At 63.8% G+C, this 21260-nt stretch carries 19 protein-coding genes; 15 read left to right on the forward strand and 4 right to left on the reverse strand.

Going from position 1 to position 21260, the window contains the following annotated elements; genetic code table 11:
* Positions 1-43: 43 nt before the first annotated feature.
* The 5 genes from hrcA to ACQY4G_RS12810 all read left to right on the forward strand — a co-directional run bounded on the left by hrcA (position 44) and on the right by ACQY4G_RS12810 (position 5052).
* Entirely contained in the window at positions 44-1087 is a 1044-nt protein-coding gene (gene hrcA / locus ACQY4G_RS12790; protein WP_291171037.1) for a heat-inducible transcriptional repressor HrcA, read from the forward strand.
* Positions 1088-1099: 12 nt separating this feature from the next.
* Positions 1100-1693 carry a nucleotide exchange factor GrpE gene (gene grpE / locus ACQY4G_RS12795; protein ID WP_421991390.1) on the forward strand — a complete coding sequence of 198 codons (594 nt, stop codon included), beginning with the start codon at positions 1100-1102 and terminating at the stop codon, positions 1691-1693.
* Between the two features lie 23 nt (positions 1694-1716).
* Positions 1717-3468 (forward strand): DUF885 domain-containing protein, encoded by a 1752-nt coding sequence (locus ACQY4G_RS12800; RefSeq protein ID WP_421991392.1) that lies wholly within the window; start codon positions 1717-1719, stop codon positions 3466-3468.
* On the forward strand, positions 3468-4694 hold the full coding sequence (locus tag ACQY4G_RS12805; RefSeq protein ID WP_421991394.1) for a threonine synthase: 1227 nt from the start codon (positions 3468-3470) through the stop codon (positions 4692-4694). The genes ACQY4G_RS12800 and ACQY4G_RS12805 overlap by 1 nt, the downstream gene beginning before the upstream one ends.
* A gap of 67 nt (positions 4695-4761) precedes the next feature.
* On the forward strand, positions 4762-5052 hold the full coding sequence (locus ACQY4G_RS12810) for a glycine zipper domain-containing protein (protein ID WP_067688952.1): 291 nt from the start codon (positions 4762-4764) through the stop codon (positions 5050-5052).
* 52 nt (positions 5053-5104) lie between these two features.
* On the opposite strand, the gene ACQY4G_RS12815 is transcribed toward ACQY4G_RS12810, so the two are convergent.
* From ACQY4G_RS12815 to ACQY4G_RS12825, 3 genes are all read right to left on the reverse strand, one after another.
* Positions 5105-6271 carry an indoleamine 2,3-dioxygenase gene (locus tag ACQY4G_RS12815; RefSeq protein WP_421991396.1) on the reverse strand — a complete coding sequence of 389 codons (1167 nt, stop codon included), beginning with the start codon at positions 6269-6271 and terminating at the stop codon, positions 5105-5107.
* A 114-nt stretch (positions 6272-6385) separates the two neighbouring features.
* Positions 6386-6841 (reverse strand): vgr related protein, encoded by a 456-nt coding sequence (locus tag ACQY4G_RS12820; protein WP_291176241.1) that lies wholly within the window; start codon positions 6839-6841, stop codon positions 6386-6388.
* An 80-nt stretch (positions 6842-6921) separates the two neighbouring features.
* Positions 6922-7401 carry a copper chaperone PCu(A)C gene (locus ACQY4G_RS12825; RefSeq protein WP_291176244.1) on the reverse strand — a complete coding sequence of 160 codons (480 nt, stop codon included), beginning with the start codon at positions 7399-7401 and terminating at the stop codon, positions 6922-6924.
* A gap of 177 nt (positions 7402-7578) precedes the next feature.
* Between ACQY4G_RS12825 and dnaK the strand changes: the two genes are divergently transcribed.
* The 3 genes from dnaK (at position 7579) to ACQY4G_RS12840 (ending at position 11353) form a co-directional block, all read left to right on the forward strand.
* Positions 7579-9510 carry a molecular chaperone DnaK gene (gene dnaK, locus ACQY4G_RS12830; protein ID WP_291171047.1) on the forward strand — a complete coding sequence of 644 codons (1932 nt, stop codon included), beginning with the start codon at positions 7579-7581 and terminating at the stop codon, positions 9508-9510.
* Between the two features lie 68 nt (positions 9511-9578).
* On the forward strand, positions 9579-10691 hold the full coding sequence (gene dnaJ / locus ACQY4G_RS12835; protein ID WP_421991398.1) for a molecular chaperone DnaJ: 1113 nt from the start codon (positions 9579-9581) through the stop codon (positions 10689-10691).
* A 38-nt stretch (positions 10692-10729) separates the two neighbouring features.
* Positions 10730-11353, forward strand: coding sequence for a DUF6445 family protein (locus ACQY4G_RS12840; protein ID WP_421991400.1), 624 nt, complete (start codon positions 10730-10732; stop codon positions 11351-11353).
* Here the strand turns inward: ACQY4G_RS12840 and ACQY4G_RS12845 are convergent.
* A complete protein-coding gene (locus ACQY4G_RS12845) occupies positions 11350-13665 on the reverse strand; it encodes a patatin-like protein (RefSeq protein ID WP_421991402.1) in 2316 nt (771 codons plus the stop codon). The genes ACQY4G_RS12840 and ACQY4G_RS12845 overlap by 4 nt on opposite strands.
* Positions 13666-13737: 72 nt before the next feature.
* Here ACQY4G_RS12845 and radA point away from each other — a divergent pair, with 72 nt between their 5' ends.
* The 7 genes from radA (at position 13738) to proS (ending at position 21119) form a co-directional block, all read left to right on the forward strand.
* Positions 13738-15105, forward strand: a complete 1368-nt coding sequence (radA, locus tag ACQY4G_RS12850) for a DNA repair protein RadA (protein WP_421991404.1) — start codon at positions 13738-13740, stop codon at positions 15103-15105.
* A gap of 21 nt (positions 15106-15126) precedes the next feature.
* On the forward strand, positions 15127-15648 hold the full coding sequence (locus tag ACQY4G_RS12855) for a CvpA family protein (protein WP_291176256.1): 522 nt from the start codon (positions 15127-15129) through the stop codon (positions 15646-15648).
* A complete protein-coding gene (locus ACQY4G_RS12860; protein ID WP_421991406.1) occupies positions 15645-16082 on the forward strand; it encodes an iron-sulfur cluster assembly scaffold protein in 438 nt (145 codons plus the stop codon). Before ACQY4G_RS12855 ends, ACQY4G_RS12860 begins: the two co-directional genes overlap by 4 nt.
* Positions 16083-16127: 45 nt before the next feature.
* Positions 16128-17774, forward strand: a complete 1647-nt coding sequence (locus tag ACQY4G_RS12865; protein WP_291176262.1) for an MFS transporter — start codon at positions 16128-16130, stop codon at positions 17772-17774.
* Positions 17775-17781: 7 nt separating this feature from the next.
* Positions 17782-18816, forward strand: a complete 1035-nt coding sequence (gene alr, locus ACQY4G_RS12870) for an alanine racemase (protein ID WP_421991408.1) — start codon at positions 17782-17784, stop codon at positions 18814-18816.
* 74 nt (positions 18817-18890) lie between these two features.
* Positions 18891-19445, forward strand: a complete 555-nt coding sequence (gene phaR, locus ACQY4G_RS12875) for a polyhydroxyalkanoate synthesis repressor PhaR (RefSeq protein WP_421991410.1) — start codon at positions 18891-18893, stop codon at positions 19443-19445.
* 132 nt (positions 19446-19577) lie between these two features.
* A complete protein-coding gene (gene proS, locus ACQY4G_RS12880) occupies positions 19578-21119 on the forward strand; it encodes a proline--tRNA ligase (protein WP_421991412.1) in 1542 nt (513 codons plus the stop codon).
* Positions 21120-21260: the final 141 nt, after the last annotated feature.

Here is a 21260-nt window from a genome sequence, read left to right on the forward strand (position 1 = left end):
GCATGGGTCTTGAGGCTGCAAGGGGAGTGGCTAGATAGAACGCATGAATTCCCCGCCGCTAACCGACTTGTCAGACCGTGCGCGAGAGATCTTTCGTCTCGTGGTCGAGGGATATCTCGATAGCGGTGCGCCGATGGGGTCGAAGGCACTTGCGGGCGAGAGCGGGGTAAACCTCTCACCCGCCTCTATCCGCTCTGTCCTTGCCGAGCTTGAGCAACGCGGATTGCTGGCAGCACCGCATACCAGCGCAGGGCGAATGCCGACCGAGACGGGCCTGCGCCTGTTCGTGGATGCGATGATGCAGGTGGGGGAGCCCACCCGCGAGGAACGCGCCGCCATAGAGCAGCGCCTGGCCGAACCCGGCCCGATCGAGCGCGCGCTGGAAGAGACCAGCGCACTTCTCTCGGACCTTTCGGGTGCTGCGGGCATGGTCATGGTGCCGGCACGCGAGCCGAAACTGGCCCAGGTGTCGCTGACCCCGCTCGATGCCAATCGCGTGCTCGCCGTGCTGGTGGGCGAGGATGGGCATATCGAGAACAGGATTCTCGCGCTCCCTGCGGAAGCGCTCGGCACCTCGCTAGAACAGGCCAGCAATTACCTGACCGCGCGGACGTCCGGTCGCACGCTCGCCGAGGCAGCCAATGTGGTGGAAAAGGAAATCAGCAGCGGAAAATCGGCGCTCGACGAGGCGAGCCGCGATCTGGTGCAGCGGGGCCTTGCGACATGGAGTGAGGATGCCAGCAACCGACCGGTGCTGATCGTACGCGGACAGGCGAATCTGCTCGACGAGGCGGCGCTGGACGATATCGAGCGCGTCCGCTCACTGCTCGACGATCTGGAAAGCAAGCAATCGGTCGCCAGCCTGCTCGAACGCGCGCGCCGGGCCGATGCAATGCGAATTTTCATCGGCAGCGAGAACCGGCTGTTCTCGCTTTCGGGCTCATCCGTGATCGCGTCGCCCTATCGCGACCGCGAGGGCAAGGTCGTCGGCGTGCTGGGAGTCATCGGGCCGACTCGGTTGAATTACGCGCGGGTCGTCCCCATGGTGGATTTCACCGCCCGATCCTTGGGCAAAAGAATTGGCTAGCAGGGTTTTCCAGTGAACGACGAGAACAAGAACGAACCGCGTGAAAAGGCGGTCGACGAAGAAGTGGCGCGCGAGATGGAGGGCGTTCCCGAGCACCTGCGCGACGACGGTGAGACCGAGGAGGACAACGGGCTCGAGGAAGCGCTCGCCAAGCTGCGCGGCGATCTCGAAACCGCGATGCAGGACGTGCTCTATGCCCGCGCGGAAACCCAGAATGTGCGCCGCCGTCTCGAAAAGGACGTGCAGGATGCGCGCAATTACGGCGCGACCAGCTTCGCGCGCGACATTCTGAGCGTGGCCGACAATCTGTCGCGCGCGCTCGAACACGTGCCGGCGGAACTGCGCGAGCACGAGAAGGCCAAGAACTTCATCGCCGGGATCGAGGCGACCCAGCGCGAGCTGGAGAAGGTCTTCAACAACAACGGAATCACGCGGATCGCCGCCAAGGGCATGCCGCTCGACCCGAACCAGCACCAGGCGATGATGGAAGTGCCCACCGACGAGGCCGAACCCGGTACCATCGTGCAGGAAATGCAGGCCGGCTACATGATCAAGGATCGCCTGCTGCGCCCGGCCATGGTCGGCGTGGCAAAGAAGCCGGACTGACCCGACCGGATAGGGGAGAGACGATGAGGACTGCCATTTTCGGAGCGGCGGTCCTCGTCGCTTCCGCTTTCGCCTCACCGCTGTTTGCGCAGGACAGCGCCGACGATCGGCTCGCCGCGCTGGCGGATGCCTATTACGACTACCGGCTCGATCAATACGGCCTGACCGAGACTGACGCAGGCGGTGTGCGGCAAGGCGACAGCCTGGCGTCGGTGACGCCGGAGGCCCAGCGGGCGCGTGCGGCGCAATACCAGCGCTTTCTCGAGCAACTCGGGGCGATCGACGGCGCCACATTGAGCGGCGAGGCACGCACCAATGCGTTGGTTCTGCGCACGCTTCTCGAGGCTGAGATCGGCGATGCCCGCTTTGCCGAATGGGAGATGCCCTTCGACAGCGACAGCAATTTCTGGTCCTACCTGGCGGGTCGCAGCGGGTTTTCGACCGTCGAGGATTACGAGAACTACATCGGCCGGATGCGCGACATTCCGCGCTATTTCGCCGAGCAGAGGGCCAATGCACGGGCCGGTCTCGAGCGCGGCTTCTCGGTGCCGCGCGTCACCCTCGAAGGGCGCGACGTATCGATCGCCTCCTATGTCGTCGACGATCCCGAGGACAGCCCCTTCTGGCGCCCTTTAGCCGACATGCCCCGCAGCATCCCCGAGGATGAACGCGAGCGCCTGCGCGATGCGGCGCGGGCTGCGATAGGCGACCGGGTCACGCCGGCCTATGCCGCATGGCTGGCGTTCTTCCGCGACGAATACCTGCCCAACACGCGCACCACGCTGGGTGCGAGCGAGTTTCCCGATGGTGCGGCCTATTACGCGCAGCAGATCCGCCAATTCACCACGCTCGACCTCACCGCCGAGGAGATACACGCAATCGGCCTAGCTGAGGTCGCGCGGATCACCGCCGAGATGGAAAAGGCCAAGCAGGAGGCCGGATTCGAAGGCACGCTGGAAGAATTCATCGCCTTCCTGCGTACCGATCCGCAATTCGTGGCCGACACGCCCGACGAGCTGATGGGTGTCGCGGCCTATGCAGCCAAGCGCGTGGACGACAAATTGGGCGAGTACTTCGGTTTCCTGCCGCGCTATCGCCATGGCCTGCGTCCGGTCGATCCGGCGATCGCCCCCTTCTACACCGCGGGCAGGGGCGGGCTCGAGTATTGCCAGATCAATACGCATGATCTGCCCTCGCGCCCGGTATACAACATCCCCGCACTGACGATGCACGAATGCGCGCCGGGGCACTCGTTCCAGGCAGCAATCGCACTCGAGCGCGAGGACGCCCCGCGCTTCCGGCGCCAGACCTATTTCTCCGGTTTCGGCGAGGGCTGGGGCCTCTATGTCGAATATCTCGGCAACGAGATGGGCATCTACCGCACTCCCTACGAACGGTTCGGCCAGCTTTCCTACGAGATGTGGCGTGCGGCACGGCTGGTGATCGATACCGGTATCCACCACTATGGCTGGACCCGCGAGCAGGCGGTCGATTACCTGTCGCGCCATACCGCGCTGTCCGAGCGCGAGGTGGGGACCGAGATCGACCGCTATATCAGCTGGCCCGGCCAGGCTCTGGCCTACAAGCTCGGCGAGATGACCATGCGCCGCGTGCGTGCAAAGGCCGAAGAGGCTCTGGGCGAGGATTTCGACATCCGCAAGTTCCACGATGTCGTGCTCTCGCTCGGCTCGGTCCCGCTTCCGGCACTCGAGGCGCGGATCGATGCTTTCATCGCCGATGGCGGACAGGGTCTTCCCGGAGTGAGCTACGACTGATGCTGACCTCGAACCTTGAAGGCGAACGGAAAACCTTCGTCACCCATCTCGAATGTTCGATCACAGGCAAGCGCTACGAGGCCGACAGGCTGCACGGCTTGTCCGACGCGGGGCGACCCTTGCTGGTCCGCTACGATCTGGAAGCGGCGGGAAGGGCGCTATCCAAGGCGGCTCTGGAGGCGCGGCCTACGGACCTGTGGCGCTGGCGCGAGCTTCTGCCAGTCCGCCATACCGACAGCATCGTCAGCCTCGGCGAGATCGAGACCCCGCTGGTTCCGATTCCGAAATCGGGTGGCCCCAAAGTGCTCGTTAAGGACGAGGGACGCCTTCCCACGGGCAGCTTCAAGGCGCGCGGACTGGTGATGGCGGTGGCCATGGCCAAGGAATTGGGCGTCACCCGCATCGCCATGCCCACCAATGGCAATGCGGGCGCGGCGCTGGCCGCCTATGCGACGCGTGCGGGGATCGAGACGGTGGTGCTGTGCCCCTCCGACACCCCCGAGATCAACGTCCGCGAAATCGCGGCGCAGGGCGCGCGCGTCTACCGGGTCAACGGCCTGATCGACGAATGCGGCGCGATCGTGGGGCAGGGCGCGGCCGAGGGGCTATGGTTCGATTTCTCGACGCTCAAGGAGCCCTATCGGATCGAGGGCAAGAAGACGATGGGCCTCGAACTGACTGCGCAACTCAACTGGCGGCTGCCCAAGGCGATCTTCTATCCGACCGGCGGCGGCACGGGTCTGATCGGCATGTGGAAAGCTTTCGACGAACTGGAGCAACTGGGCTGGATCGGATCCGTGCGGCCGAAGATGTTCGCGGTGCAGGCGAGCGGCTGCGCCCCGATCGTGCGCGCCTTCGAACAGGGCGAGGAGCATGCCGAACGCTGGGAAGATGCACACACGGTCGCAGCGGGTATTCGCGTGCCCAAGGCGGTGGGTGATTTCCTCATCATTCGCGCGGTGCGGGAAAGTGGCGGTAAGGCGGTTGCGGTCGATGAAGACGAGATCATCCGCGCGACCTCGGACAGCGCCATGCAAGACGGCCTGCTGCTCTGTCCCGAAGGTGGGGCGACGCTTGCCGCCTATCGCAAGGCGCTTGCCGAAGGATGGGTCGCCGCCGATGACGAAGCGGTGCTGTTCAACTGCGCAACCGGGCTCAAATACACCATGGAGGATCGGTCGAAGTCGATCGACAAGGATGCGCTACCTGCGCTCCGGACGCTTTAGGCAAAGCGGAACCAACGCCCTGGCTGGCCCGTACCGTTCCCAACAGGGACGCAAACGGAGACAATCCATGAACAGCAAGGTCTTTCTCGCCCCGGCACTCGCCCTATCGACTCTCACACTGGGTGGCTGCGCGCAGAACTACGCCGTCGAAGGAACCGCGGCCGGTGCAGCAGCCGGAGCTGGCCTGGCCGCAATCCTTGGTGACGACATCAAAACCTATGCGCTGGCGGGCGCGGCCATCGGCGGGGTCATCGGGTACGCCACCGACAAGGACGACGATTGTGACGGCTATTACGGCGACGGGCGCTATGTCGACGACGACTGCCGCTATGACGATCGCTACGCGCGTTACTGGTAGGCAATAGCTCGGGCGAGGGTATGGGCCGCCCGCGCGGACGGCCCTGCTCCTCTCATGAAACGACTTGCGCGCGGTTTTCGTCGCGGTGCTTCTTGAGATATTTCATGAACGGGGTGCCGCCCGTACCGACATCGGGATCATTGCTCGCGATCGAGCCGGCCTGCTTGTTGATATAGCTTGCCGCATATTCGAGGTGCCGGGTGCGGAACCGCGCAGATTGTTCGACACAGGCGTTGAAGGCTTCCCCGAGCTTTTCGTTACCGCTCTTGCCGACGAAATCCCGCAGCGTCGATTGTCTCGCCAAGTCCTCGATGAAACGCCGGTGCTCGACAGGGCGGTAATGATGCAGCTCGTCGAGGAAGCTCTTGAGCGGATCCTCGCTGTGACCGACCTGGAACAGGGCATCCATCGCCGGGACGATCGATGACTGGCTGCCGGTCTGGCCACAGAAGGCTTGTGGCTTGCCTCCGAAGCGCTCGACGCCTTCGTAGACCAGACCACCGCCTGCAAGCGCGGGATTGTTCGCCCAGCCATGGATGTAGGGCCGAACGCGGTGGAAATAGATATAGGGATCGCAGCGCTCGGGCATTCTCGCGAAATTGGCGTAGATGCGCTCCCACGCCCGATCCATTTCCCGCAGCAGGCGGATGGCTTCGCTCTCCATACCTTCCCGGGCGACGGTGACCAGCCTCGCGGCATTGTCGAGCAGGACACCGGCTTCCGCCTCGATCGCCACATGGATGAGGACGAACCAGTTCTCGTCGATCCCGCCGAGGAAGTTCTGGAACATGGCGATGTTGTCGAGCGTAATCGGTGCCGATTTGTCGAGCCGGTACCAATTGTCGAGCATATAGGCGGAATAGGGCAGCAGCGGGGCCTGTCCCAGGCGATCCGCCAGCGCGCAGATCGGGCGGGCGAGATTGGCCGGCAGGGATGGAGGCGGTTCCGGCTCGCCCCAGACATAGGCCTGCACGAGGAAGGAATAGTGCACCATTGCCGTGCGGACTTCTTCTTCGGGGGCATTGCGGGCCCAATCGCCAATGTCGGGCTCGGGCAGTCTGCCGAGCAGCTGGCGCACGCGGCCCGACGTCAGCAGCTCGGAAAGCCGCGCTGCCGCTTCGGTAATCGAAGTAAAGGTGGCCGGAAGCGTGATCTCGTCGATCTCGTAATGCGAAAGAAAGCCGCGCTCGCGGCTCAAACCATAATCGGAAAGCTCCATTGTGATGACTCATCGCCGGGCGCGGGTTGGGCCGCCCGGTCAATGCATGCAATCGTATCCAATGAAACTTGTTCGCTCAAGTTCACACTGGTGGAAAACTGCTATGCCGTAACGTCAGGAGCCAGCTCCAGGGAAACGGACAAGCACATCGTATGCGGACGGGTCGGAGACCCCGGCCAGCCTTACGCCGTTGCGGAGCCAAAAGGCATGCTTGACGATTTCGGCCTGCTGCTCGATTCCGTATCGTTCGAGCGGCCAACCCGGTTTGAGCGAATAGGCATACCGTGCCCAGGGCATCCGGTGCGTGAGAAGGTACCAGTCCCCTTTCGTCTGAACCTGCCAGACGTGCACCAATTCGTGGACCAGCAGGCCTTGCCGCAAAACGTCGGCTTTGGAGAAATCCTCGCAATAGGCGTCACCGTCAGGATGGAAATGCACATGGCCGCGCGGAGCCATGGTGATCCGGCGTGGCTGGAAGGGAAACCACTTCCGCCGCCGGATCGTGACTTTGGCATAGTCGATCGCATCCCCGAATACGGTACGCGCAAGCGCAATCTCTCCGGGTGTCAACGGCCGTTCGCCGCCTACCGGGCAGGTTGGCGCGACACTGTCGTCGCGGAGATCGTCCCCGCCGGTGTCGCGCGCAGCGTTCAGCGTTCGTCACCCGCGGCCCGGATTTCCACCGGGAATGTCTTGGTCTTTCCGCCCACGACGGTCAGCGTCATATCGGTCGAGCCACCCGCTTCCAGCGCTGGATCGAGATCGAAGACCATCACGTGAAAACCGCCGGGCTCGAGACTCTCGCTCTCGCCTGCGTTCACCAGAATCTGGCCCACGCTGTCCATCATCATCTGGCCGTCCATCTCCATCGAGCCATGGAGTTCGGCATTGCTCGCGCCTTCGACATCGGCGCGGCGGATCGCGTAGTTCTTTTCGCCGGTGTTCTCGACATCGAAATAGATCGCGCCGGGCCGACCGGAAACCGCGGGTAACATCAGCCGGGCATTGCTAACTTCCAGCGTCACATCCTCGGCTGCGGGCGCGGCTGCTTCTTCCGCTTCACCCGAGCAGCCAGCCAAGGCGACCGTCGTAAATGCAAGCGCCAAAGGCGCGAAACGGGTAAATTTCATGGATTTGTTCCCCTCTGCGTGGTCCTGAAAAACTAGCGCCGCCTCTCCCTTGTGCCAAGAAAAACCGCACCTATATCGCCCGGGTAACACACCACCGGATAGAGCCGCCGACCGGTTCCGCCATGATCGGGGAACCAAAGATGCGGTGTCCAACGACTTGAAAGAGATGGGGAAACCATGAGCAAAGTTATCGGTATCGACCTCGGCACCACCAACTCCTGCGTTGCCGTGATGGACGGCGGCAAGCCCAAGGTCGTCGAGAATTCGGAAGGCGCGCGCACGACGCCCTCGATCGTCGCCTTCACCAAGGATGGCGAGCGCCTGATCGGCCAGCCCGCCAAGCGCCAGGCCGTCACCAACCCGGATAATACGCTGTTCGCGATCAAGCGCCTTATCGGTCGCCGGTTCGACGATCCGCTGACCAAGAAGGACATGGAGCTCGTCCCCTACGACATCGTCAAGGGCAAGAACGGCGACGCATGGGTCGAAGCCGGCGGCGAGGAATATTCGCCCAGCCAGGTTTCCGCCTTCATCCTGCAGAAGATGAAGGAAACAGCCGAGAGCTATCTCGGCGAAACCGTCACGCAGGCGGTGATCACCGTTCCCGCATATTTCAACGACGCGCAGCGCCAGGCGACCAAGGACGCCGGCCAGATCGCGGGTCTCGAAGTCCTGCGCATCATCAACGAGCCGACCGCCGCGGCGCTCGCCTACGGCATGGACAAGGAAGACGGCAAGACCATCGCCGTCTACGACCTTGGCGGCGGCACGTTCGACGTCTCGATCCTCGAAATCGGTGACGGTGTCTTCGAAGTGAAGTCGACCAATGGCGACACCTTCCTGGGCGGCGAAGACTTCGATAGCGCGATCGTCGAATACCTCGCGGACGAGTTCAAGAAGAAGGAGAACATGGATCTCCGGACCGACAAGCTCGCGCTGCAGCGCCTCAAGGAAGCGGCCGAGAAGGCCAAGATCGAGCTGTCGAGCTCGGCCTCGACCGAAGTCAACCTGCCCTTCATCACCGCGCGCATGGAAGGCGGCAGCTCGACCCCGCTGCACCTCGTCGAAACCCTCAGCCGTTCGAAGCTCGAACAGCTCGTCGGCGATCTGATCAAGCGCACGCTCGATCCGTGCAAGAAGGCGCTGGCCGATGCCGGAGTCTCGAAGGACGAGATCGACGAGGTCATCCTCGTCGGCGGCATGACCCGCATGCCCAAGGTGCGCGAGACGGTCGAGGAATTCTTCGGCTCGAAGCCGCACACCGGCGTCAACCCCGATGAAGTCGTCGCCATGGGTGCGGCGATCCAGGCCGGCGTCCTCCAGGGCGACGTCAAGGACGTGCTGCTGCTCGATGTGACCCCGCTTTCGCTGGGTATCGAAACGCTGGGCGGCATCATGACCAAGATGATCGACCGCAACACGACGATCCCGACCAAGAAGACGCAGACTTACTCGACCGCGGAAGACAACCAGAATGCGGTGACCATCCGCGTCTTCCAGGGCGAGCGCGAGATGGCGCAGGACAACAAGATGCTCGGCCAGTTCGACCTGGTCGGTATCCCCGCCGCGCCGCGCGGTGTGCCGCAGATCGAAGTCACGTTCGACATCGACGCCAACGGCATCGTCAACGTCTCGGCCAAGGACAAGGGCACGGGCAAGGAACAGCAGATCCGCATCCAGGCCTCGGGCGGTCTGTCCGACGACGACATCGAGCAGATGGTCCAGGACGCCGAAAAGTTCGCAGACGAGGACAAGAAGCGCCGCGAAAGCGCCGAAGCCCGAAACCAGGCCGACAGCCTGGTGCACGCGACCGAGAAGCAGCTCGAAGAGCATGGCGACAAGATCGACGCTTCGCTGAAGAGCGAAGTCGAGGAAAAGGTCGCCGCGCTCAAGACCGCGCTCGAGGGCGACGACGCTGCAGACATCAACGCCAAGGCGCAGGATCTGTCGCAGTCGGCCATGAAGATGGGCCAGTCGATCTACGAGCAGGAGCAGGCGAATGCTGCCTCGGACGCTCCGGAAGGCGGTGACGCAGGCGCGGAGGGCGGCGCTGAAGAAGAGGTGGTCGACGCCGAATTCTCCGAAGTCGACGAAGACGCGAAGAACTGATCGCCTGATGAGAAGCCAATCGCCATCGGTGCTGCTCTGCACCGGTGGCGATTAGCCATTGGAAAGCCATGTCGACGACCGAAACAGACCTTTACGAACTGCTCGGAGTTAGCCGCGATGCCGATGGCGCGACGATCAAGTCCGCCTACCGCAAGCTGGCGATGAAGCACCATCCCGACCGTAATCCCGGCTGCAACGAGAGCGAAAGCACGTTCAAGGCGGTCAGTGCCGCCTATGAAGTGCTCAAGGATCCGCAGAAACGCGCGGCCTACGATCGCTACGGCCACGCCGCCTTCCAGAACGGCGGTGGCGGCCACCCGGGCGCGGACTTCGGCGATATCGGCGATATTTTCGAGACCATCTTCGGCAGCGCCTTCGGTGGCGGCGGCCGGGCCCGTCCGCGCCGCGGCGCCGACCTTCGCTACGACATGCAGATCGACCTCGAGGAGGCCTTCCACGGCAAGTCGACCGAGATCGAGATCGAAGTCTCGCAGAATTGCGACACCTGCCACGGGTCGGGAGCAACGCCCGGAACCCGTGCACGCACTTGCAACCTGTGCCATGGCCAGGGCCAGGTCCGTGCCAAACAAGGGTTCTTCGTGGTCGAACGGCCATGCCCCAATTGCCACGGCAGCGGCGAAGTAATCACCTCGCCTTGCCGCGACTGTCGCGGGGAAGGACGGATCGACAAGGCGCAGGCGCTCGAGGTGGAGATTCCTCCCGGCGTCGATACCGGCACGCGCATCCGCCTGTCGGGCAAGGGCGAGGCGGGCCCGCGCGGTGCGCCTCCGGGCGATCTCTACATCTTCATCCACGTCAAGCCGCACGACATTTTCGAGCGCGAGGGTACTACGCTTGCCACTCGGGTCCCGATCAGTTTCACCGCCGCTGCACTCGGCGGGTCCATCGACATTCCCAACCTCGATGGCGAGGACGTGACGATCGAAATTCCGGCCGGCATCCAGTCGGGCAAGCAGCTGCGCCAGCGTGGCGCGGGCATGCCCGTATTGCAGGGGCGTGGTCGCGGTGATCTGGTGGTCGAGATCGCGGTCGAAACGCCGACGAGGCTCAGCAAGGAGCAGCGCGCCTTGCTCGAGCAGTTTCGCGAACTCGAGACGGGGGACGAGTGTCCCGAAAGCCGCGGCTTTTTCAACAAGTTGAAGGATGCCTTCGGCGGGTGATTGCCAAGCTGCGTGGAGCCCGCGATAAAACGCGTCCCATGCTGCCCTCGCTGACGATTATCGACGATTTTCTTACCGACCCCTGGGCGGCGCGCCGCGCCGCGCTGGCGCTGGAATATGCCCGGCCGGGTAGCGGCGGTAACTACCCGGGTCGCGACTCTACGAGCGCGCTTCCGGTGGAAGGGATCAACGCCTCAGTATCACGTCATGTCGGCGTCGAACTGACGGGCGCGAAGGGGACCGAGCATGGTCACTGCCGCATCACGCTGAAATCGGACAAGGGGCGCAGCGGCGTGCATATCGACCCTGCCTTCTATTCCGGCATTCTCTATCTCTCGCGACCCGAGGACTGCGCCAGGGCGGGCGCGGGCGGGACCGATTTCTACCGCCACAAGCGCACCGGGCTGGAGCGCGTCCCTGCGAATGGCGCCGAACTGGCTGCTACCGGATATGACAGTCTCGACGAGCTCGTCGGCGACGTGGTCAACAAGGACACGACCCAGCCATCGAGATGGGAACGTGTGATGCGCGTGCCGATGCGCTTCAACCGGTTGGTGCTGTTCTCGCCCTGGCAATTCCACAACGCCGCGCCGGGTTTCGGCACCGATGCCGAAAGCGCGCGCCTGGTCATGTTGCTCTTCTTCGCCCGCACGAGGGACTAGGGCAGCCGTTCAACCACCTCCGCGCGGATGGCATCGATGAGCCGCTGAGAACACCGGCCCGCCGCCTGCTCCTCGTCGAGGATCGCGTGGAAGGCCTCGCGCTTGAAGTGACGGCAGGTGTTGTCGTCGAAGGGTTTGACGAGTGTCGAACAAATCAGATCGACCATCCGCTCAGCTCCATGCAATCGACCCCACAAATAATCGTTCTCGCGATAGGCGCGGCTGAAAAAGGCGCCGAAATTATAGAATTCGATGCCTCGCAGGGTTGCCGCGGTCCCTCCTTCGCGAATGCTGCGCGCATCGTCGGGACTGATGCGGTCGACCTTGACCGGATCGAATTCGGTCAGGCCTTCGTTGCGCAGCAGGGGCAGGGTGGCGACGTCGTAATAGGGAAAACCGAGATAGGTCAGCAGCATCCGCCGACGCAGGTTCTTGGGCATTTGCTCGAGCGCGGCGGCAAGCAGTTCCTCGGCACGGTCGTCGAGGTCGGGCAACAGCCGCTTCGCCTCGATCATGTCGAGCAGCGTGCCGGGATCGCGCATGACGCCTTCCGCCAGGGGCTCGAAGGCCGCGCCCAGCGGAGCGGTTCCTTCCTTCTCGAAATAGAGGGCGAGGATGCGATAGACCGCATCGCGGCCCGTCTCGAGCGCATCGTCGGAAATCTCGGGATCGATTTCCCAATCGCGCGCAAGCCGGCGCGCGAGCAGCCTCAGGCGGCGGATGCGAAAGCCGATATCGTGCTCGCGGAAGAATGCGATCGCCTTGGGAGATGCGCCACCGGCGGGGGCGGCAAGCGTATCTAGACCGCGCCGCACGAGCTCTTCGCGGAGCACCGCCTCGATCGGCGACGGCTCGTCGAAACCCAGCTTGGGAGCGGCAGTCAGCGTCAGGCGCGCGAGCCGAGAGACTATTCCCGCAAATTTCGCCTGGGCATAGGCATGGAAGGCATAGCCGGCCCGTTCCGCAGCCGCCTGCTGCGCCTTTTGCCGCCAGTTCTTGAGCCTGGGCGGCGTCGGCCGGTCGAGGAACAGCGTGCGTCCGAACAGTTTTTCAACCGCACCGTCGACTTCCGGCCGCAGCGCCGAAACCATGCGGCTGAGCCGCTCGGCCTCGCGGCTTTGTTCTTCCAGCTGTTCGAGATTGTCGCGGATAGGCTGTTCGCGCGGAAGTGTCGAAAGCGAGCCGAAGATGGCCGAGAAGAAGCCGACGGGCTCGCTTTTCTCCTTGCCGCTTCCGGCAGTCCGGTCGGGCCGGGGATCGACATAGATGAAGCGCCGGTCGACCTCGCGCTGCGCCGGTCTTCCCTGCAAGGCCGATATGGCCCCGGCAAACGGCTTGTTGACCAGCACCGACCCGTCGATAAGCGATACGTTATCAAGCGTTTCCCGCGCAACATGGACCGGCATGATGCGCTCGAGAAAATCCTCGCGACCGGACCAGGCGCGTTCGGTCAGATCGGAAAGCCGGTCGATTTCCCCTATCCGCAGCGGCGGGAAGGCACCCGGAAAGCTCGCCGTCGAGCGAGCGGCGAAAACGAGTTCGAGCGGGTTCGCCAGGTCGGTCCCGCCCTTTTGCGGTGTACGGGCGCGGAAGGTGATCGGCATGCGGTGCTCGGTATCCTCGACCACCGGCGGGCTGTGCAGTCGCAGCAGCTCCAGATACCCGTGGAAATCGGTCGCGGTCACATAGAGATCGAGCGGATGGCCCGGCGGCAGTAAGGGGTCCTCGATTTCGCTGTCGGCCATCGCCGAGAAGGCGCGTTCGAGCAGACGTGAAAAGCCAAGTCCCGAAAACGGGGGTTCGAACCAGCGCCCGCGGATCAGATGCGAAACCTTGCGCTCGACCTCCGCCTGCGTCTCGGGAGCGACCTCGTCGGCCAGATCGGTGCCGGGACGGCTGAGCAGCCAGGTCGCGAACGGCTGCGCCCAGATCTTCGAAAAGCGCCATTTCAGCCGTGCGGCGGGATCGACCAGCTCGTCGACATCCGCCACTTCCAGCCAGAGGTTGGTCAGCGGCTCGAGCGATTGTCCGGAATAGATTGCCTGTGCGAGAAATACGGTGTTGATCCCGCCCGCGCTAGCGCCGCTCATGATGTCGGGCAGCACGCGCAAGCGAAGATCCCTCTCCTCGGCGACCGTCTCGAGCAGGGCGCGATAAACGGCGTCGACACCGAGACGCGGAGTGGCTCCGGTATGGAAGTCCCGGCTCGCCCGGGCGAGCTGCCAAAGCTCGCGCGTGACGCCATGCATATAGACCGCCAGGCTTACCCCGCCGTAACAGACCAGTGCGATCCTCAATTCCTTCTGGCGCATCGCGCACCGTCATGACGGGATAAATCGCTTTAGGCAATTGCGTTCTTTAAATGTTCCGTTTAGCGGTGGGCCATGGCCAAGCCCAAGAAACGCTATGTCTGCCAGGCCTGTGGCAGTGTGTCGCATCGCTGGCAGGGGCAATGCGCCGATTGCGCGGAATGGAACACGCTGGTCGAAGATGCCCCCGCCACCGTGTTCTCGATGAAGCACGATCTGTCGAGCGGGGGCAGGGCGGTCCAATTCGTCGAGCTCGACAAGCCGGGTGCCTTGCCCACGCGCCAGCCCACCGGCCTTGCCGAATTCGACCGCGCGCTGGGCGGTGGGCTGGTGCCCGGATCGGCGATCCTGCTGGGCGGCGATCCTGGCATCGGCAAATCCACGCTTTTGTTGCAGGCCGCTGCAAAGATTGCGCGCGAGGGGCATGGAGTCGTCTATGTCAGCGGCGAAGAAGCCTCGGGACAGGTGCGCATGCGCGCGGCGCGGCTCGGATTGTCGGATGCTCCGGTCAAGCTGGCGGCGGCCACCGGCGTGCGCGATATCCTCACCACGCTCGGCACGATGGATGCGCCCAAGCTGCTGGTTATCGACTCGATCCAGACCATGCACTCGGACACGATCGAGGGCGCGCCCGGCACGGTCAGCCAGGTGCGCGGCTGCGCCTTCGAACTGATCCGCTACGCCAAGGAAAACGGCGTTGCGCTGGTGCTGGTCGGTCACGTCACAAAGGACGGCAACATTGCCGGCCCGCGCGTGCTCGAACATATGGTCGATGTGGTGATGAGCTTCGAGGGCGAGCGCAGCCACCAGTACCGTATCCTGCGCGCGCTCAAGAACCGATTCGGCGCGGTCGACGAGATCGGCGTCTTCGCCATGGCGGGGGAGGGGCTGGAAGAGGTCGACAATCCTTCGATGCTGTTCCTTTCGGGCCGTGACGAGCCGATGGCGGGCAGCGCCGTCTTCCCCGCTATCGAGGGTACACGCCCTGTGCTGGTCGAGATCCAGGCCCTGATCGTGCGGCTGCAATCGGGGGCGACACCGCGCCGCGCGGTCGTGGGTTGGGACAACGGTCGTCTCGCCATGCTGCTGGCGGTTCTGGAATCGCGCTGCGGGCTGAATTTTTCCTCTTCGGAAGTCTATCTCAACGTGGCGGGCGGGTACCGACTATCCGATCCGGCAGCCGATCTTGCCGTGGCTGCGGCGCTGGTCAGTGCGATGGCCGTCAAACCGCTGCCGCCGCGCAGCGTATGGCTGGGCGAGGTCTCGCTCGCCGGAGAGATCCGGCCCGTGGCGCATGGCGGACTGCGGCTGCGCGAAGCGGCCAAGCTCGGCTTCGATCGCGGTTTCGGGCCGTCGGACGTGAAGGGCAGCTCGTCCAAGCTGACCTTTGACGGATTGGGACAACTGGCCAATCTCGTTGACCGGATAATCGGGAATTCATAAGTCCCGGCCCAAGGAAGGGTAATGACGGGTTTCGACTATTTGGTGCTGCTGATCGTCGGCATTGCCGCGGCGGGCGGCTTCATGCGCGGATTCATGCAGGAGGTGCTGTCGCTCGCCGCCTGGGTGCTGGCCGGTTTTGCCATCCGCTTCCTGCACACGCCGCTTACGCTGGCGCTGCAGGATCATCTGGGCGAGGATATCACCACCTCGCTGTTGGCCTTCGCGCTTCTGCTGCTGATCCCCTATGCCGCGATGAAGGTCATCGCCAACAATGTCGGCAGCGTATCGCGCGGGTCGGTGCTGGGTCCGGTAGACCGGGTTCTCGGCTTCGGTTTCGGGGCCTTGAAGGGCACGGTGATCGTAGTCATCGCCTTCTCGCTGCTGGTGCTTGGGTACGACTCTGTGTGGAGTTTCAAGGGGCGGCCGAGCTGGATCACCACCGCGCGGAGTTACGAACTGGTCGATGCAAGCTCGCGCGCGCTGGTCGAGGCGCTCGCCGAGCGGCGGGCGCGCCTGCGCGAACAGGCCGCTGGCGAAGAATGATGGCGGCCACGCGCGCGCCCGTCCTCTATTCGCCCGAATTGCTGGCGCTGGCCGTGGAGCTGGCCGATCATCCGCTCGATCGCGAGGCGATTGCGCAGGGCAATGCCCGCTCGCGCAGCTGTGGCAGCGTGATCGAACTCTCTTCTGCGCAGGACGACTATCTGGCCAAGGTCGGCCTCAAGGTCACTGCCTGCGCCGTCGGCCAGGCCTCGGCCGCCATCTTCGCGCGCGAGGCGCAGGGGATGAACACGGACGATGTCCGGGGCGTCCTCGTTTCCCTCAGCGACTGGCTCGAAGGCGACGTGCCGAGCACGATTCTCCCGCGCCTCCAATTGCTCGAACCCGCCCGGCCCCATCGCGGACGGCACGAGGCGATCCTCCTGCCGTGGAGAGCCGCGCTGGACGCGCTTTCCAAGCCCTCCGCCCCCCGCTAGACCCGCTTCCCACAACGAAAACAATCGCGAGGGAGGGAGCGCGACATGGCCGAGGGTGCCGCCACATTGCAGAGGGAACCGACCGAAAAGGAAATCCGCCTCGTCATCGCCGCGAGCAGCGCGGGGACGGTCTTCGAATGGTACGATTTCTTCATCTACGGCACGCTGGCCGGGCTGATCGGCGCGGCCTTCTTCCCGAGCGACAACGAAACGCTCGAGATCCTGCTGGTGTGGGCCGGCTTCGCGGTCGGTTTCGGCTTCCGTCCGCTGGGTGCGATCCTGTTCGGTTTCCTCGGTGACAGGCTGGGACGGAAATATACCTTCCTCGTTACCGTCACGCTAATGGGGATCGCCACGGCGGGTGTCGGCCTGATCCCCAGCGCGGCGAGCATCGGTCTCGCCGCACCGATCATCGTCATCTGCCTGCGCATCCTGCAGGGGCTGGCGCTGGGCGGTGAATACGGCGGCGCGGCAATCTACGTCGCCGAACACGCTCCACCGGAAAAGCGGGGCTTTTATACCAGCTTCATCCAGGCGAGCGTGGTCGGCGGGTTCGTCCTGTCGATCGCGGTGGTGATCGCCTGCCGCGCACTGATCCCCGAGCAGGATTTCCTCGACTGGGGCTGGCGCATTCCCTTTCTGCTGTCGATCATCCTGCTGTTCATCTCGCTGTGGATGCGCCTCAAGCTGTCCGAGAGCCCGGTGTTCCAGGCAATGAAGGCCGCGGGCGAAACCAGCGCCAATCCGTTCAAGGAGAGCCTGACCTATCCGGGCAATCCCAAGCGCATTTTCGTCGCCCTGTTCGGGATCACCGGTATTCTGACGACGATCTGGTACACCGCGTTCTTTTCGGGCCTGTCCTTCCTGCGCGGACCGATGCGCGTGGATGAGAGTGTGGTCGAATGGATGCTGCTGATCGCGGGCACGATCTCGATGAGCTTCTACATCGTCGTCGGCAAATGGTCCGACAGGGTCGGGCGCAAGAAACCGATCATCATCGGCGCGATCGCCTCGCTCGCGCTGCTGTTTCCGATCTTCTGGGGCATCGGTTCGCTCGCCAATCCGGGGCTGGAGCAAAGCGCGCGCGCGGCGCCTGTCACCGTCAGCGGCGCCGCTTGCGAGTACGATCCCTTCGCCGAGGTCCAGGCCAGTCCCTGCGGCCGCGCGCTGCAGGATTTGACCGCGCTGGGCGTACCCTATTCGATCGGCGAGGCGGATGCCGCCGAAGTCACGATCGGCAGCGAAAGCTACAGCTACGAAGACCTGCCCGACGAAACGCGCCGGGCGATCATCCAGGCCTGGCTCGAGACCAATGGCTACGACTTCGCGCGCCAGACACCGCCTTTGACGAGCATCCTCGGGATCATCGGTCTGCTGCTGGTACTCGGCGTGCTGTCCGCGCTGACTTACGGCTCGGTTGCGGCGCTGCTGTCGGAGATGTTCCCGGCCAAAATCCGCTACAGTTCGATGTCGATCCCCTACCACATCGGGGCAGGGTATCTCGGCGGCTTCCTGCCGCTGATCGCCGGCTATATCGTGGCGATGACCGGCAATGCCTATTCAGGGCTCTGGTACACCATCGCCGTCGTCGGTTTCGGCCTGATAGTCGCCTGGTGGGGCCTCCCCGACGGTCCGCCGCGCGATTTCGAGGATAGCGGGCAGGATCCGCCCGCATCGCCGGTCCTTCCGTGAGCTTGCGATGACCGACCTCCCGCCGCCCACCCTGCGGCTGCGTATCGATAGCGGCGCGTTGGCCAGCAACTGGCGCGCACTCGACACGCTTTCCGGAAAGGCTCGCGCGGGGGCGGCTGTAAAGGCCGATTGCTATGGCCTGGGCGTGGACCGGTGCGTGCCGGTCCTGCACGAGGCGGGTTGTCGCGATTTCTTCGTCGCGCATTGGAGCGAGGTGCCCGCTGTCCTCGCGCATGTCCCGGCGGATCGGATTTCGGTACTTCACGGGCCCCTCACTGCGGATGAGGTCGGCTATGCACGTGCGAAGGGTGTCCGGCCCGTCATCGACAGCCTGCGGCAGGCGAAGCTCTGGAACGAGGGCGGGGGCGGACCCTGCCATTTGATGATCGACACGGGCATCAACCGGCTTGGCATTGCCCCTGCCGAAGCGAGCGATCCCGCGATTCAGGCGCTCGATGTCGAAGTGGTGATGAGCCACCTTGCCTGTGCCGACGAGGACAGCGCAATGAACGCGCGCCAGCTGAACGCATTCCGGGCCTGCCTTCCGATAGTGTCGCATGAGGAGGCCAGCCTCGCGAACAGCGCGGGCATTGCGCTGGGTAGCGACTATCGTTTCGACCTAACCCGGCCGGGCTTGTCGCTATACGGCGGAATCCAGCGCCCAGAGCTGCAAGGCAAGATCGGGCAGGTGGTCCACCCGCAAGCCGCGCTGATCCAGACCCGCGAGATCGATGCGGGGGAGACGGTCGGGTACAATGCCACCTTCACTGCAAGGCAGCGGATGCGGGTGGGTGTCGTCTCGCTCGGCTATGCCGACGGCATCCTGCGCAGTTGGGGCGGTGCGCATTTCATCGCGGGCGATCGCCGCCTTCCGATCCTCGGCAAGGTGTCGATGGACATGATCGTCCTCGATCTTTCCGGGGCGTCCGAGCTCACCGAAGGCGACTGGGTCGAACTGCCCTATCACCTTCCCGATGCTGCGCAGCAAACCGCTGTTTCGCAATATGAACTGCTGACCTTGCTGGGCAATCGCTTCGGTTGACCTTCGCGTCATGTTGCGCCGCAGTTTGTGCACGTGCTAAGCCTCTTGCAACGCACAATTGGGAGCAGGCGCACATGGCCAAGCGGACCGCCGAAGGCGAACCGATCATCATCAAGAAATACGCCAACCGGCGGCTCTACAACACGGATACCAGCAGCTACATCACGCTGGACGATCTGGCGAAAATGGTCCGTGAGAACGTCGATTTCCATGTACTCGATGCCAAGACGGGCGACGATATCACGCATACCATCCTGACGCAGATAATCGTCGAGGAGGAAAGCCACGGCACGCAAATGCTGCCGGTCAGCTTCCTGCGCGATCTGATCAGTATGTACGGCAATTCGATGCAGGCGATGATGCCGAGCTATCTCGAAGCGAGCATGGCGAACCTGCGCAAGAACCGCGAGCAGCTCCAGGCGGCCTTCGCCAAGGGGATCGAAAGCAATCCGCTCGCCAAGATGGCGGAGGCCAACTTCAAGATGATGCAGAACGCGGCCGAGGCGTTCATTCCGGGCAATCGCGCCACGCCCCAGAAGGATCGTGGCGCGGACCAGTCGGACGAACTGGCCCAGATGCGCAAGCAAATGGCGGAAATGCAGAAGAAGCTCGACGAGATGAGCAAGTAGGCCAAGCCTGCCAGCTCGGTTCGTCTCCGGCGTAGTCGAGAGACTGGCTGGCAGAGCAAATTGGTGTCTCGACTTCGCGCGACACGAGCGGCTAGGGGCGATGCGAATTCAACTTTGAAGTGAGACCGCACCGTGGCCCAGATCCGCCATGCCTTGAATGCACGCCGCGAAGACGATTTCGCCGCATGGTACCAGGAAGTCATCAGCGCTGCCGAGATGGCCGAGGAATCGGGGGTGCGCGGCTGCATGGTCATTCGGCCATGGGGATTCGGCATATGGGAGCGCATGCAGCGTTTGCTGGACGACCGGATCAAGGCGACAGGTCACGAGAACGCCTATTTTCCGATCTTCATTCCGCTATCGAACTTCGAGCGCGAAGCGAAACACGTCGAAGGCTTCGCCAAGGAAATGGCGGTCGTGACACATCATCGCCTCATCGCGGATAAGGATGGTGGGCTGATACCCGATCCGGAAGCCAAGCTGGAGGAACCGCTGGTCGTCCGCCCGACTTCCGAGACCATCATCGGCGATGCGATGGCTCGCTGGATCCAGTCCTGGCGCGACCTTCCCTTGAAACTCAACCAGTGGGCCAATGTCGTGCGCTGGGAAATGCGCACGCGCATGTTTCTGCGCACCAGCGAATTCCTCTGGCAGGAAGGCCACACCGCCCATGCCGACGAGGCCGAGGCGAAGGAGCACACTCTCACCATGCTCGAGGTCTATCGCGCCTTTGCGGACGAGGATCTGGCGCTGGCCGTCATTCCCGGCGAGAAGCCCGAGAACGAGCGTTTTCCCGGCGCGGTCGAGACCTGGTCGATCGAAGCCATGATGCAGGACGGAAAGGCCCTTCAGGCCGGCACCAGCCACTATCTCGGGACCAATTTCGCGCAAGCGAGCGGGATCAAATTCCAGAACCGCGAAGGCCGCGAAAGTCTTGCCCATACGACGAGCTGGGGCGTCTCCACCCGGATGGTCGGCGGTGTCATCATGACCCATGGCGACGACGACGGCCTGCGTTTGCCCCCCAAGATCGCACCGCAGCAAGTCGTGATCCTGCCCATGCTGCGCGACAAGCCCGAAGACGAGGCGCTGATCGACTATTGCGAGGCGCTGCGCGCGACCCTGGCGAGCCAGAACGTGCTCGGCGAGCCGCTGCGCGTGCTGCTCGACACGCGCCCCGGCAAGGCCGCGCAAAAGCGCTGGGACTATGTTCGCAAGGGCGCGCCGATCATCGTGGAGATCGGTGGACGCGACATGGACAATGGCATGGTCTCGATGTTGCGCCGCGACCGGCTATGGGATCCCGAGACCGGCAAGCCCGCCTTCCAGAACCCGACCCGTGAAGTGGCCGGGCAGACCATTCCCGATATCCTTGCCGACATGCAGGCCGCGCTGCTGACCGAAGCGACCGAACGCCGCGATGCGAACATCACGCGCGGCGTCACCGATTTCGCCGAGGTCGAAAAGCACTTCGCGGCCTCGCGCTATCCGGGCTGGGTCGAGGTCCAGTGGTCGAAGCCTACGGGCGACGCGCTGGACGCTGTGGTCGAGCGGCTCAAGGAACACAAGCTCACCATCCGCAACGTGCCGATGGATGCCGCGCCGGTCGACGGGGCCTGCATTTTCACCGGCGATGCGGCGGTCGAACGGATCCTGTTGGCCAAGGCCTACTGACACCAACCGTTCGTATCGAGCGGAGTGCGGAGCGTGTAGTCGAGATACTGCTGCGCTGTGTCAGAGTGTCTCGACTTCGCTCGACAGGAATGGGGAGGCTGACGCAGTGAGGCGGAAGAGGTGACATGTCGCCTGCCCATC

It is taken from the genome of Qipengyuania sp. (assembly GCF_965277845.1).
Classification (GTDB): domain Bacteria; phylum Pseudomonadota; class Alphaproteobacteria; order Sphingomonadales; family Sphingomonadaceae; genus Qipengyuania.

What these genes read in the sequence shown, in the direction of transcription:
- ACQY4G_RS12810 (WP_067688952.1), top strand. Translation starts at nt 4,762, where the DNA reads ATGAACAGCAAGGTCTTTCTCGCCCCGGCACTCGCCCTATCGACTCTC.
- ACQY4G_RS12865 (WP_291176262.1), top strand. Translation starts at nt 16,128, where the DNA reads ATGGCCGAGGGTGCCGCCACATTGCAGAGGGAACCGACCGAAAAGGAA.
- ACQY4G_RS12840 (WP_421991400.1), top strand. Translation starts at nt 10,730, where the DNA reads ATGCTGCCCTCGCTGACGATTATCGACGATTTTCTTACCGACCCCTGG.
- dnaJ (WP_421991398.1), top strand. Translation starts at nt 9,579, where the DNA reads ATGTCGACGACCGAAACAGACCTTTACGAACTGCTCGGAGTTAGCCGC.
- ACQY4G_RS12800 (WP_421991392.1), top strand. Translation starts at nt 1,717, where the DNA reads ATGAGGACTGCCATTTTCGGAGCGGCGGTCCTCGTCGCTTCCGCTTTC.
- ACQY4G_RS12805 (WP_421991394.1), top strand. Translation starts at nt 3,468, where the DNA reads ATGCTGACCTCGAACCTTGAAGGCGAACGGAAAACCTTCGTCACCCAT.
- ACQY4G_RS12855 (WP_291176256.1), top strand. Translation starts at nt 15,127, where the DNA reads ATGACGGGTTTCGACTATTTGGTGCTGCTGATCGTCGGCATTGCCGCG.
- phaR (WP_421991410.1), top strand. Translation starts at nt 18,891, where the DNA reads ATGGCCAAGCGGACCGCCGAAGGCGAACCGATCATCATCAAGAAATAC.
- radA (WP_421991404.1), top strand. Translation starts at nt 13,738, where the DNA reads ATGGCCAAGCCCAAGAAACGCTATGTCTGCCAGGCCTGTGGCAGTGTG.
- dnaK (WP_291171047.1), top strand. Translation starts at nt 7,579, where the DNA reads ATGAGCAAAGTTATCGGTATCGACCTCGGCACCACCAACTCCTGCGTT.
- ACQY4G_RS12815 (WP_421991396.1), bottom strand. Translation starts at nt 6,271, where the DNA reads ATGGAGCTTTCCGATTATGGTTTGAGCCGCGAGCGCGGCTTTCTTTCG.
- ACQY4G_RS12825 (WP_291176244.1), bottom strand. Translation starts at nt 7,401, where the DNA reads ATGAAATTTACCCGTTTCGCGCCTTTGGCGCTTGCATTTACGACGGTC.
- ACQY4G_RS12845 (WP_421991402.1), bottom strand. Translation starts at nt 13,665, where the DNA reads ATGCGCCAGAAGGAATTGAGGATCGCACTGGTCTGTTACGGCGGGGTA.
- hrcA (WP_291171037.1), top strand. Translation starts at nt 44, where the DNA reads ATGAATTCCCCGCCGCTAACCGACTTGTCAGACCGTGCGCGAGAGATC.
- ACQY4G_RS12860 (WP_421991406.1), top strand. Translation starts at nt 15,645, where the DNA reads ATGATGGCGGCCACGCGCGCGCCCGTCCTCTATTCGCCCGAATTGCTG.
- alr (WP_421991408.1), top strand. Translation starts at nt 17,782, where the DNA reads ATGACCGACCTCCCGCCGCCCACCCTGCGGCTGCGTATCGATAGCGGC.